The following is a 12640-nucleotide window of genomic DNA, read 5'->3' as shown; positions in this document are numbered from 1 at the left end:
ATTTTAAAGAATGAAAAACGTAATATATATTATATCAGTTTTCATAAGGCCAAACTAGAAATCCCCCTATTGTATTAGGGGGTTCTTTTTTTATAGAGGAAATCATTTTGAAATATAAAAACATATATGAAAGGTAGTAAGCGAGGGAATAGAGGATAACAAACATTCTAAGAAGGGAAGAGTGTTCTTAAAGCTCTTTTTGCATCTATTCCTTCAAAAATAAATAATATAAGATCTTTCTTTTTTACAGTAAGGAAAAAGGATACTAGAGTGCTTAAATTTTTGATTGATGTCATTGTTCCATGTTTACTTATAAACAAATTAGCTTGAAATGTTGTCATTAAAGCATAAAAATGATGAATCTGAGTTATTGTAGGTGTTTCATTATAAGAAATAGTAGTAGAGTGAATGGCGTTCATCGTAATATTCCTTTCCATATAGTAAGCATAACAATATAAACATACCCGTTTTAAAAAATGTTAAACATATAAATAAGAAAAAATATAAGTATAGTTTTTTTACGTTTAGAAAAGGTTAGGAAGGGTATACATATACTACAAAGAGATTGATTGAAGATGAATTGTAAGATGTCTATGTTTAGTAGATTAGTCTATCAAAATATACTTTTACTTTAAATAAAAAGGAGCCTGGTATACATGAATGAAATGATGATTGATATTACATTTGATTTAATTTACTTGTTAAGTAGTTCACTTGTAGTGCTTTTACTATTCGCTTTCTTCGTAAATGGTTATGTTAATAAGAAGATTAGTGTATACAGAAATGAAGAAAAATAAAGATACATTATATAAAACTTTAGGAGGTTAATAGTTATGAATGTAGATAGAAAAATAGTAGGTGTTTTTAGAACAATTGATGATGCGGCACTCGTTATTAATGAATTAAATGATAAAGGATACTCAGCAGAGAATATTTCAGCTATTGCGAAAGATCAAAAGGAAATTGAACACCTTGAAGAAAAATCGGGTGAAAAAGTGAATAGCGAAACTGCACATAGAGCAGATATCTTTTCAGCGACAGGGCTTGTAGCTGGAGGGGTAGCAGGCGGGCTTGGTGGATTATTAACAGGTCTTGGTGTACTTGCTGTTTCTGGAATGGGTCCAATTGTAGCAGCAGGACCAATCGCAGCAGCTATTGGAGGAGCCGGTATTGGCGGAGGAGCTGGAAGTTTAATAGGAGCATTTATCGGCTTAGGAATCCCTGAAGACCATGCTAAAAAGTATGAAGAATATATTTACGATGGCAATATATTAATTTTAGTAGATGCAAAATTAGACGATAAGTTAGAAATCTATAAAATATTTGATAAGCATAATGCCTATAACTCTGATTTCTTTAAATAAAATATAAACAAAGTGAATATCGTTTTTTGATCTTACAACTTTGGCGCGGCCGAGGAGTCGTATGACTATAAGAGAGGAAGGGCTTATAGTAAAAGATCAAGTTCTATCATGTTATTTAAAAGGGAAGAGGTGCCTTTTCGTGATTGTAAAAATATTAAAGGATAGCAGTAATAGTTTCCTTTGTACAGTTCAAAACAAAAATGGAGACCAGTATGTGAAAAAATGGTTTAGTAAACATGAAAATAACAAAGAATTAGGGCGACCAACTTTTAAAGAAGTAGAAAAGGATTGGAAAGAAAATAGAGAATCGTTTATGTATCCCAATATTAAAGCACTTTATTAAAATTAAACATAATGCGCGCTTTATTATTACAAAACTGTCACATTCCTGTAAGGTAATTCAATGGATTAGATACTTTTTCCATGTCATAATAAAGACATAAGAAAGCTTATCAAAACTACAACTTATTAGGAGAGTGTCAGTCATGATTGTAACAACAACGTCTGGAATTCAAGGTAAAGAAATTATTGAGTATATCGATATTGTAAATGGTGAAGCTATTATGGGTGCAAATATTGTCCGCGATTTATTCGCTTCAGTTCGTGATGTTGTCGGTGGTCGTGCTGGTTCTTATGAAAGCAAGCTAAAAGAAGCTCGTGATATCGCAATGGATGAAATGAAAGAACTCGCAAAACAAAAAGGTGCGAACGCTATCGTTGGTATTGACGTAGATTACGAAGTTGTTCGTGATGGAATGTTAATGGTTGCTGTAAGTGGTACAGCTGTACGTATATAAGTAAATAAAAAACAGGCTCACCCCTTGAAGTTTATGCTTTGAGGGGGTTTTTTGTTTTTAAGTTGTAGAAGTAAACTCCAGTTGCAAGGGTAAAATGAAAAAGAGACAGTGATGCTACATATATGTAATGTGAGTGCAAACTTTATAATAAAGTTGTTATTTGAGATAATGGAAGAATTAGTGGTATAAATAATTTTATAGATAATAATCAAAATAGAGAAGACAGAATGTTCATGGATGGAATAGTTAGGGGGATTTCCCAATCTGTAATAAAAAACGGAGGTACCGAGAGCGGTTTACAGATGTCTACTACATAAAATTTATAATGGATTGGAGGCAATTTTTATGTTTTGGTTAGGAGGCTTTTTAGGATACATTGTAGGTTCTATTACTACATGTGCGCTACTTTACTTTGGTTATAGAGCCGAGAAGAACAAAAAAGCGGATATGCGAAAGAAAGAGGAGAGAAACATCAATAAAAAAGGTGTATAGGATGTGGAAGAAAAATTGATAACATTGATGCAAAAATAAAGGACAGTTACATATTTTATATGATTACTATGTACTGTCCCGCTTATTCCTTTTGGATTAACAAAAATTGTTTCCTGTCTTGCTATAAATTTCATAAGCAAAAAATCCAAATAAATAGCCTATTCCGGATCCTAAACTAATTGAAAGCAGTGAGAAATCTGGGGAAAACATGCCGAAAATCAAACCAATTATACAGCCAAAAAGCATTCCTATAGGTATTAAACTATCTAATAACAGTTGAGCTTTTTGAGGTTTTTTCTTACCTAATTTTCCTTCTTTATATTTCCGTTCCATTCTTTTTATTACAAATACTACAATTCCACCAACTATTAAAACGGGCGCGATTGCCGAAATGAACCACATATTAGAAGTTCCTTTCGTATTTTAACCAAATTATACCATGTAATAACATTTTTTAGTTTAAGCGGAGATAAGATTTTTTGCTTCTCCTTCCTTTTTGTTCATGACTAAAGTTAATAGGAGTAAAATTAAGCTTAAAAGTGCCATTATAATAAAAACTTGCGTATAACTATCAAAATAGTCACGAGCGATTCCAGCTAGGACAGGAATGAATCCGCCCATAATATATCCTCCTGATTGCATCATAGCAGTCCATGCACTTGCATCTTCTGAAGTTTTTGTTTCATATAGTGGCAGCATAAGAGCGAGTGGAAATACGCCGCCGAGCCCGATCCCTAGTAAAATAGAAGGGGTCCATGGTGTAGTTAGTGGGTAAATCATAAGCGATAAACCTACGAGTACAAAGCATATACTTCCTAATAACCAAAGTGCTCTGTTTTTATAAATATCCGCTAATGTTGGAATTAAAAAGCTACATATCATTTGAATCACTGTAAAAACAGTTATAAGAGTACCCGCTTGCTCGCTACTCACACCCATACTTTGATTTGCTGGCGCAAGCCAAGTCGTAATAGAGTAAAATATTCCTGATTGTAGTCCGAAAAAGATTGTGAACAACCATGCTTTTTTATTTCTTAAAGGTAAGCTATTATTCTTTTTATTTTGTGTACTCGTATTCTTCTTTCGTTTCATAACGGGATACCAAAATATAATGGCGATAATAGTTAGTGCACCCCAAAAAGCGAGTGCCATATTCCAAGATCCTTTTAATACATGTTGTAAAGGAATCGTTAATCCTGCACTTAAAGAAGCACCAGTACCCATACCTACTGAATATATTCCAATCATTAAGCCGATTTTCGTAGGGAATTTTTCTTTAATAAAACCTGATAATAACGGACCTGCAAGTGCAATTCCAATACCGATAAATAAAGAGCTCGCGAATAATGTGGAAATAGAAAAGGTAAAAGCTCTCATACATGTTGCCAAGCCAATTAAAATAAGACAAGCCATAATTGATTTTTCTGCCCCGTATTTCTTAATTACCTTCCCAGTCAGTAAGGCGAATGTCCCCATACAAAAAACAGGAATAGCTGTTAAAAAACTAACGGAAAAATTGCTTATATTTAAGTCTTGTCGGATTGTTTCTAATACAGGTGAAACAGATGTAATTCCGATACGTAAATTAATAGAAACAAAAAATAGCGCTAGTATATACAAATAAGTTCGTTCTTGATGTTTCAATTTCATTTTCTCCTCTCTTAAACATCAGATGTTATTGAGTATATCATCTGATGTTTTTGTGTAATAGATAAGGAGCTTATTTCAGCTCCAAATTTTGAACAGCGTATTTTCGTGCTTCTTCAGTATTTTGTTTTAAAATCGCTTGGAATAACTTTTCATGAATGTCAGAGTTATCTTCATAGTTCGCTGTATTTAATATGAATTGGCTTAAAATGTGACGAAGGGCAGGTACGAAAGATTGATACAAATCAAGTAGAACTTCGTTTTTGCTCGCCTTTGCAATGGCTAGATGAAACTGAATGTCTGCATCTATGTATGCTACATAATTTCCTTCTTGAAGGGCATTTTTTCTTTTATTCAAATGTCCTTTTAAGTATAAAAGATCCTCGTCGCTTCGGCGCTGTGCCGCTAACATCGCTACTTCTTTATCTAACATATTTCGTGCTTCATACACATGATTTATATTAGCTGCTTGTAGTCGTTTTTCAAATGAATCTTGCGTTATATTAAGTGAGACAATACGAGTACCTTGTCCTTGTCGAACTTCTAATATGCCAGCATGTACTAATATTTTTATGCTTTCTCGTAGCGTTGAGCGTCCTACCCCTAACTCTTCCATTAATTGCGGCTCTGTAGGGAGGCGATCACCAACTTCATACTTCCCAGAAAAGATTTTCTCTTGTAGACGTTCCAATACTTCATCGACTAATTTCCGCCGAGAAACTTTTGAAAAAGATTTCTTTTCGTTCATATTCATCTGCTCATCTCCTGTTATGTTCGCTTTTATGATAACCAATATAAGTGCTGTTGACAATGTTATTTTTAGGTAGTTGAAGCCGGGATATCAAAATTAGGTTTATAAGGCATAAAAAAATCAATCAAAATAGAGTCTTCAATTGCATTCAATAACTCGTCAAAAACACTTTCCCTTTCGTTTTCTCAGCAGATTGCACAACATCAACTGCCGCTTTCACATCTGCTAAGTCATACGTAGAATGTACCGTCATAAAACACAATTGCTTATTTTCTACTAAACGAATTAAGTGACGAAACGTTTCTTGCCATTTATATGGTGACACTTCATTATTCCAATGTCGTAAATGAAATATGTTTGCGTGTACTTTTGCTCTCGTGACAATCTCGGCCCAGTTCACTTGTATTCCTGATAGAAGACCGATCGTTAAAAAATGCCCGTTTGGACGTAAGGAGAAAGCTAATTCATTTCCATCCGGTCCTCCGATGGAATCAATTGCAGCATCCGCACCGAGCCCGTTTGTTAATGACATAACTGTTTCATAAAGCGGGGTAGTGGAAGTATCAATTACATATGCAGCACCAAGGCGCAGTAATTCTTCTGTATGCTTATTATTTCTTGTAACAGCAATTAATCGGAAATTTAAAATTTGTGATAACTGCGCAAATAGATGTCCAATAGCGGATCCACAAGCATTCACTAATAAAACATCATTATGCTGTAAGTTTAGCGTTTCTGTACATGTAACCCACGCAGTAAGAGGATTAATATACATTTGTGCCGCTGTAAAATCATCAATGGAATCAGGAACAGGGACTACAAAATCAGCTAATGTCTTCACATATTCTTGCCAAGTACCTTTCCCGCGTAAAGGTAACACACGTTTACCGATAAGGTCTCGAGAAACAAAAGCGCCTACATCTTCTACAATACCAACACCTTCATAACCAGGTATGTTAGGCAAAGGGATTCTATGTGCGTATGCTCCAGTGATGGGAATTAAGTCAGATGGATTAATCGGTCTAACTAGCATACGAACGAAAACTTCATTATCTTTCAGTGGTTCTATATTTTTATATTCAACTTGTAATACGTCTTTTGGATTGCCGAACTTATGAAATTGAATGCATGTTCCAAGCAAAGTAATTTGCCCCCTTAGTTTGATTGGGTTTATTATAGCATTTTTGGTTTGGGCGATTATTTTGTTAGTGATAAATAGAGTTTTTAATTTACGTATTTATCAGAATTTTATAAAATGTTTATAGAACTATAAAATGGGGGGATTTCTTCATGTGTACTAGTTTGACGTTACAAACAAAAAATTTCCAGCATCTTTTTGGGAGAACAATGGATTTCACATTAGATATGAATCAAGAAGTAATAATCATTCCTCGGCGTTATCAGTGGAACAATATAACTGGTGAAACGATCCGAGCGAAAAAGGCTGTTGTCGGAATGGGAATTAATTTTGGAGGAAGGGTCATGATGGCGGACGGAGTAAATGAAACTGGTATGACATGTGCAACTCTCTATTTCCCAGGATTTGCTACTTATAGTAATCATATAGATAGCAATAAAACGAATGTAGCACCATTTGATTTTGTGACTTGGAGCCTCACGCAGTTCAATTCTGTTGAAGAATTAAGAAAATATATTGATAACATTGCCTTTATAGATGTGCCATTACCAGTTTTAGGAATTACGCCACCGCTACATTGGATTTTAGCAGATAAATCGGGAGCGTGTATTGTACTTGAGCCGACAGCTGATGGAATAAAAGTGTATGACAATCCAATAGGAGTAATGACTAATAGTCCGGAGTTTAATTGGCATTTACAAAATTTAAGACAATATATTGGACTTAAATCGCAGCCATTTGCGCCAACTGAGTGGGGAGATGTACCATTAAGTGCTTTTGGCCAAGGTTCAGGAACAATGGGACTTCCTGGAGATTTCACCCCGCCATCAAGATTTGTACGGGCAGCATATGGCAAACAAAACATTCAAAGTATAGAGAACGAAGAAGAGGGGATATCGGCTATTTTTCATATCTTATCAAATTGTGAGGTTCCTAAGGGGGCAGTAATAACAGAAGACGGTATATTAGATAATACGATCTATACAAGTGCAATGTGTATGGAGTCTGGAACATATTATTACCATACTTACGATTGTAGACAAATTATAGCCATTCATTTATTCAATGAAGATTTAGATACAGCTGAGATTAAAACGTATCCGTTCCAGCGGAAGCAAAAAATCTTTTATGAAAACTGATAAAAACACCTCCATTGAATTTGCATACTTAGTATGCGAATTCGGGAGGTGTTTTTCTATTAAGCCGAAGCTTTCTTCATTCTCTCAAGTAAACTAGATAACACATGCGTACGATACGATTCTAGTTTTTTACCTTCATAAGTACGGATACCTAATTTTTTAAGTTCTTTTACATACCAACCTTTGCTTCCGAAATACATGTGATCGCTCCCCTTCAACTTTGTTTTTATTTGTTCTGATTGCATATGGAGGTACAGGTAATATAATGAAGGAAATGAATTTCGCGCGAAAATGGTTAACTTTGTTGCAAAAGACATATATACTAAAGATAGTATACAACGAGGTGGACAAGACGTGATTATAGAGAAGCACGAAATTCAAATTGACCAAATTACTAGCGGTAAAGTGAATATCTTTACTTTCTATAGAAATAGAAAGCAAATTGATGATCATTTTTTACGATTGCAAGAACCATCGCTTACAGCAAACTACTTCTTCCATTTTCATTTTGATGCAGAGAGCTTGCATCTACTGCAGGAAGAGTTTCCAGGCGTATATCCGTACGACGGTAGTGAAACGATTCACGACTGGACGGAAAAGATGAAAGCTGAATTGCAACATCAGATCCAAACAGGTAAATGGAATAAACGCGTACGTATTGGTAATCGCATTCTAGATGTGGTGTTTACGTGGTGTGACGAAGATATAGTAGAGTGAAAAAGAAGCGGATGACGCTTCTTTTTTTTAGCGCTGGAATAAAACGAGCTTACCTGCAGTAGATGTACAGCGATGTGTTTTTTCATACAATCCTTTTTCTTGTAAAATAGATTCACCTTTTGCTTTTGCTTCTTTTTCAGTTGCCGCCTCGAATGATTCGTCTAATGCTTTTGAACCATCTTTTTCAAAGACTGTTAGAACGTATACTCCCATGAAAATTCCCTCCAATAATTAAAATCAGAATCTTATAATTATTTTGACATAAAACGCTACAATATGCAAAGAAATATATGACATTGCGTGGTAAAATAGAATGAAACTTTAATCATCGAGAATATTTTCATTCTCGATGATGATTAGTTTTCAGCGATGTTAATTTTAATAAAATGAAACTTTTGAAAGATAGAAAGGATCGTTATTTGTGAAACAAGTAAAGTTTATACATGCGGCTGATTTGCATTTGGATAGTCCGTTTAAAGGAATGGAGATGAATGTTGCGCAGTCTGTTTGGGAGAGAATGAAGCAAAGTACGTTTGAATCATTTGAGCGTATTGTTGATAAAGCGATTCAAGAGCGCGTTGATTTCGTATTACTAGCTGGGGATTTGTATGATGCGGAGACGAGAAGTTTGAGGGCGCAAGTGTTTGTGCGTGAGCAAATGAAGAGACTTTCGCAGTACGATATCCCTGTTTTTATTATTCACGGTAACCATGATCATTTAGGAGGAAGCTGGGCAGCGATTGAGTTTCCGGAAAATGTTCATGTGTTTACGGAGCCTTACGTAGAAGAGAAATCATTTTATAAAAATGGTGAGCTATTAGCTTCTATTTATGGGTTTAGTTATTTGCAGCAAGCGGTAACGGATAATATGACAGCGCAGTATACGAAAATGAGTGATGCGCCTTTTCATATTGGCATGCTTCACGGAAGTGTGGAAGGAGATGCAGAGCATAATCGCTATGCACCGTTTCAAATTCGTGAGTTGAAAGAAAAACAGTTTGATTATTGGGCTCTTGGCCATATACATAAACGTGAAATTTTATCAGAAGAGCCATACATTATTTATCCAGGGAACATACAAGGTCGTCATCGTAAGGAAACAGGTGAGAAGGGTGCGTACCTTATTGAACTTACGAAACAAGGAACGCATTGCTCATTTTTCCATACGGCAGATGTTGTATGGGATGAGATCGAAGTTTGTATTGATGGACTTGAAACTGTTGATGAACTTATGACGAGCATGTCAACTGCGATGAATGAGTGCCGAAGAGAAGAGGAAGGGACGCTTTTAACTGTCGTATTCACAGGGCAGGGCCCACTTTCTTCTTATTTGCGTGACGAAAAGCGTGTGGAAGAGATTTTTCACATTTTAGCATCTGGCGAAGAGCGAAAAGATTTCGTATATGCAATGAAGTGGAAAAATGAGACGGTTTCTTTTGCGGAAATCGAACGTTTGAAAGCGGAAAATCATTTCGTCGGTAGTGTGCTAAAGGAGCTAGAAGCTTTCACAAATATGGACGGCGTGTTGCGCACCATTTGGACATCTCCTGTAGCGCGTAATAGTATTGAATCTTTTACAGAAGACGAGAAGAAAGAGATTCAAAAGGAAGCAGAAAATATTATTTTAGAGCAATTATTCCAGCAAGAGAGGGATAAAAAATGAGAATTGAAAAACTCCATATTTATGGGTACGGAAAATTAGAAAATGTGGAAATGGATCTTTCCTTGCTGACGGTGCTATACGGTGAAAATGAAGCGGGGAAATCGACAATTCGCTCGTTTATGAAAAGTATTCTGTTCGGTTTTCCGACGAGAGGACAGCGCCGTTATGAGCCGAAAGAAGGCGGGAAGTATGGCGGTGCGATGACTGTACAAACAGAGCAGTACGGCCGTTTGAAAATTGAACGATTGCCAAAGACGGCAGCTGGCGAGGTGACCGTTTATTTTGAAGACGGGAAAACGGGCGGCGAGGAAATTTTAAACGATATATTAAGCGGGATGAATGAAAGTTTATTTGAATCGGTCTTTTCATTTGATATGCATGGTCTTCAAAATATTCATCAGCTCGGCGAAGCGGATATTGGCAATTATTTATTTTCAGCAAGTGCAGTCGGAAGCGATGCGCTATTACAGTTAGATAAAAAGCTAGAAAAAGAAATGGATCAGCGTTTTAAACCGAGTGGGCGTAAACCGGAAATTAACGTGTCACTGCAAGAGATGAAGAAGCTTGAAGAGAAGATGAAAGAGTGGCAAGGAAAAATTGGCACGTATGAAAAACAAGTGGAGCAGTTAAAAGAAAGTGAAGAGAAGCTTGCTTCTGTTCGCGGAGAGAAAGAGAGTGCAGAAAGGCGAAAGCAAGATTATGAAATATTAGCAGCGCTTGAGCCCCTCGTTATTGAAAAGCGTGCGCATGAGAAAGTGTTAGAAAATGAGAGCAGGCAGTTTCCTGTAAACGGAATGGCGCGCTATGAAGCGATTAAGGCGAAGATGGAGCCGCTTCAGTTACAAGTTGATTCGCTCCATAAGAAAATCGAGACAGTGCAATCGGAAATTGCCTCGATTCAAATAGATGAAGAGTTTTTACGAAAAGAAAGTTATGTAGAAGAACTTCGTATGCAGCATTTGTCTTATGAAAATGCGTGCCAAGAAATGCGTGATATGACAGGAAGTATTACGAATATAAAAGAAGAAATTGCAGAACTAGAACAACAAATTGGTGCTACTTTTGAAAAGGAAGCGGTTCTTGCGTTTGACATGAGTTTGGCAACGAAAGAATTAATTACGCAAACCGTGCAAAAGGCACGTGAATTAGAAACGCAAAAAGCACAGCTTGATGATCGTTTTAAAGTAGCGCAAGAGCAATTAGAAGAACAAGAAGAAAATATAAGACAGATTCAGAAACAAATGTTAGTTGATGAAGAGCGAAATACGTTAGTTGAGAAAGAGAAATCGTTCCAAGACGCGGCGTTTATCGGTATGGATGCAGAGAGAATGAAGCGCAAGTATGAGGAAAAAGCAGGAGCGGCTATGCAAAAGAAAAAGCAGTGGCAAAGAATTTGTCTTCTGTTACTTCTTATTAACACGCTTGTTTTATTCACGAGTTTATTTATTGATAACCGCCCGCTCTTATTTATTAGTGTTATTGTTTTTGTAGGGATTGTCCTTGCTCTTGTTTTATATAAAGATCCATCAAGCGGATTACAAGAAGAGCTTCTTACTCTTCAGCAAAGTGCTGGCGGGAGACAAAGTGAAGAAGCGCTGTCTGTGCGCTATCAGTTAGAAAAAGATGAAGAGATTCGGAAACTATTTGAGCGTGAGTCTTATAAATTGCAGCAAATGGAGCGAGCTTATGATAAAGTCGTTTCATCGTATGAGGAATGGGAGAGAGAAACGTTCCAGGCGGGAGAACAAGTAGATGCATATAAAACGCGCTATATGTTCCCAGAATTTTATACGTATGCACACATATTGCCAGCGTTTGAGCGTATTGAAAAAATGCAGCAATTATATCGGGAGTTAGAAAAACAAGGCACGCGAAAATCTTCATTATATGAAATGATTTCGCATTTTGAACAGAAACTAGAAGCTGTTATCGGTAGTGCGGAGTATAGTAAGCTACACGGGGCACAAAGTCGTATGCAAAATGAGAAAGAGAAGCGCCAAACTTGTAAGCAGTTAAAAGAAAAACTGGCGGAATGGCAAGAAGAATATGAGTTTATGCAAGAACAATTGAAACAACTGTTAGTAGAACGAAATGCATTATGGAATATTGCAGAGACTACAGATGAAGAGATGTTTTTAGAAGCGGGTAAACTGGCGGAAAAACGTGAAGATGCTGAGAAACAAGTAGTGCGTTTATTACCGCAAATTGATCTGTTAGAACAGCGTTTAAAGAGTTTATCATTAGCTGAACATTACGAAGCTGACGGTTATGAAGAGAAATTAAAGAGAGAAATTACAGTCGTACAAAACTGTCTGGCGCAAGAGAAAGAACTGACAGAGCGCATCGCGAAACATCGTATGGAAATTGCGAATTTAGAAGAAGGTAGTACGTACGGAGATTTAATGCATGAATGGGAAATGAAAAAAGCGCAATTGCGTGAACAAGTGAAGAAATGGGCTGCTTATGCGGCCGTAAAAACGGTGTTAACGAAAACGAAGCAATATTATCATGAAGTGCATCTGCCTCGTATTTTACAAAAATCAGAAGAGTATTTCGTCTATTTAACGGGCGGACGCTATAGTAAAATCTTTTCACCGTCAGAGGCGGAGCCGTTCATTGTTGAACGTAACGACGGTATACGTTTTTACAGTCATGAACTAAGCCAAGCGACAGCGGAGCAGTTATATTTATCACTGAGATTTGCACTTGCGAAAACATTTGAACATGATTACCCATTTATTATTGATGATAGTTTCGTGCACTTTGATGCGGTAAGGACGGATCGAACGATTGAACTAATAAAGGAAATCGCAAAAGATAGACAAGTCATCTTCTTTACATGTCATGCGCATTTACTCGCGTATTTTACAGAAAAACAGATTGTAAAATTAACACATAAGCGTAAAGAAAATGAGTTGTGATATGCTATACT

At 36.3% G+C, this 12640-nt stretch carries 16 protein-coding genes; 9 read left to right on the top strand and 7 right to left on the bottom strand.

What is annotated here, in order from left to right:
• Positions 1-167: 167 nt before the first annotated feature.
• Complete coding sequence (locus AC1Q8L_RS07090) at positions 168-419, bottom strand: hypothetical protein (RefSeq protein WP_000991350.1); 252 nt, start codon at positions 417-419, stop codon at positions 168-170.
• A gap of 237 nt (positions 420-656) precedes the next feature.
• On the opposite strand from AC1Q8L_RS07090, the gene AC1Q8L_RS07085 reads away from it, so the two are divergent.
• The 5 genes from AC1Q8L_RS07085 (at position 657) to AC1Q8L_RS07065 (ending at position 2653) form a co-directional block, all read left to right on the top strand.
• Complete coding sequence (locus tag AC1Q8L_RS07085) at positions 657-797, top strand: hypothetical protein (protein ID WP_001004567.1); 141 nt, start codon at positions 657-659, stop codon at positions 795-797.
• A 36-nt stretch (positions 798-833) separates the two neighbouring features.
• Positions 834-1364 (top strand): general stress protein, encoded by a 531-nt coding sequence (locus AC1Q8L_RS07080; protein ID WP_086387942.1) that lies wholly within the window; start codon positions 834-836, stop codon positions 1362-1364.
• Positions 1365-1503: 139 nt separating this feature from the next.
• Positions 1504-1707, top strand: a complete 204-nt coding sequence (locus tag AC1Q8L_RS07075; RefSeq protein WP_000635853.1) for a DUF4028 family protein — start codon at positions 1504-1506, stop codon at positions 1705-1707.
• 142 nt (positions 1708-1849) lie between these two features.
• Positions 1850-2161 (top strand): YbjQ family protein, encoded by a 312-nt coding sequence (locus AC1Q8L_RS07070; RefSeq protein WP_000637510.1) that lies wholly within the window; start codon positions 1850-1852, stop codon positions 2159-2161.
• Positions 2162-2506: 345 nt separating this feature from the next.
• Positions 2507-2653, top strand: a complete 147-nt coding sequence (locus AC1Q8L_RS07065; RefSeq protein ID WP_000498642.1) for a hypothetical protein — start codon at positions 2507-2509, stop codon at positions 2651-2653.
• A 96-nt stretch (positions 2654-2749) separates the two neighbouring features.
• Here AC1Q8L_RS07065 and AC1Q8L_RS07060 read toward each other — a convergent pair whose 3' ends face one another.
• The 4 genes from AC1Q8L_RS07060 to AC1Q8L_RS07045 form a co-directional block, all read right to left on the bottom strand.
• Complete coding sequence (locus AC1Q8L_RS07060) at positions 2750-3055, bottom strand: hypothetical protein (protein ID WP_000264238.1); 306 nt, start codon at positions 3053-3055, stop codon at positions 2750-2752.
• Positions 3056-3112: 57 nt separating this feature from the next.
• Entirely contained in the window at positions 3113-4303 is a 1191-nt protein-coding gene (locus AC1Q8L_RS07055; RefSeq protein WP_086387941.1) for an MFS transporter, read from the bottom strand.
• A 70-nt stretch (positions 4304-4373) separates the two neighbouring features.
• Positions 4374-5054, bottom strand: a complete 681-nt coding sequence (locus AC1Q8L_RS07050; RefSeq protein ID WP_001056900.1) for a FadR/GntR family transcriptional regulator — start codon at positions 5052-5054, stop codon at positions 4374-4376.
• A 145-nt stretch (positions 5055-5199) separates the two neighbouring features.
• Positions 5200-6192: a zinc-dependent alcohol dehydrogenase family protein gene (locus AC1Q8L_RS07045; RefSeq protein ID WP_025118249.1), complete on the bottom strand. Its 993-nt coding sequence runs from the start codon at positions 6190-6192 to the stop codon at positions 5200-5202.
• A gap of 149 nt (positions 6193-6341) precedes the next feature.
• On the opposite strand from AC1Q8L_RS07045, the gene bsh reads away from it, so the two are divergent.
• Complete coding sequence (bsh, locus tag AC1Q8L_RS07040; protein WP_000337600.1) at positions 6342-7328, top strand: choloylglycine hydrolase; 987 nt, start codon at positions 6342-6344, stop codon at positions 7326-7328.
• Between the two features lie 59 nt (positions 7329-7387).
• Here the strand turns inward: bsh and AC1Q8L_RS07035 are convergent, their stop codons facing one another.
• Positions 7388-7528: a YflJ family protein gene (locus AC1Q8L_RS07035; protein WP_000273536.1), complete on the bottom strand. Its 141-nt coding sequence runs from the start codon at positions 7526-7528 to the stop codon at positions 7388-7390.
• A gap of 154 nt (positions 7529-7682) precedes the next feature.
• Here AC1Q8L_RS07035 and AC1Q8L_RS07030 point away from each other — a divergent pair, with 154 nt between their 5' ends.
• Positions 7683-8045 carry a hypothetical protein gene (locus tag AC1Q8L_RS07030; protein ID WP_000582776.1) on the top strand — a complete coding sequence of 121 codons (363 nt, stop codon included), beginning with the start codon at positions 7683-7685 and terminating at the stop codon, positions 8043-8045.
• A 27-nt stretch (positions 8046-8072) separates the two neighbouring features.
• On the opposite strand, the gene AC1Q8L_RS07025 is transcribed toward AC1Q8L_RS07030, so the two are convergent.
• A complete protein-coding gene (locus AC1Q8L_RS07025; RefSeq protein WP_000539552.1) occupies positions 8073-8258 on the bottom strand; it encodes a YhzD family protein in 186 nt (61 codons plus the stop codon).
• A 208-nt stretch (positions 8259-8466) separates the two neighbouring features.
• Between AC1Q8L_RS07025 and AC1Q8L_RS07020 the strand changes: the two genes are divergently transcribed.
• Both AC1Q8L_RS07020 and AC1Q8L_RS07015 read left to right on the top strand, forming a co-directional pair.
• Positions 8467-9708 carry a metallophosphoesterase family protein gene (locus AC1Q8L_RS07020; RefSeq protein WP_016513175.1) on the top strand — a complete coding sequence of 414 codons (1242 nt, stop codon included), beginning with the start codon at positions 8467-8469 and terminating at the stop codon, positions 9706-9708.
• Entirely contained in the window at positions 9705-12629 is a 2925-nt protein-coding gene (locus AC1Q8L_RS07015; RefSeq protein ID WP_086387939.1) for an ATP-binding protein, read from the top strand. Before AC1Q8L_RS07020 ends, AC1Q8L_RS07015 begins: the two co-directional genes overlap by 4 nt.
• Positions 12630-12640 lie beyond the last annotated feature (11 nt).

The organism is Bacillus sp. GW823-FHT06A11, from assembly GCF_058795355.1.
Note: the sequence above shows the minus strand (reverse complement) of the source record. Positions and strands in the feature narration are given on the sequence as shown.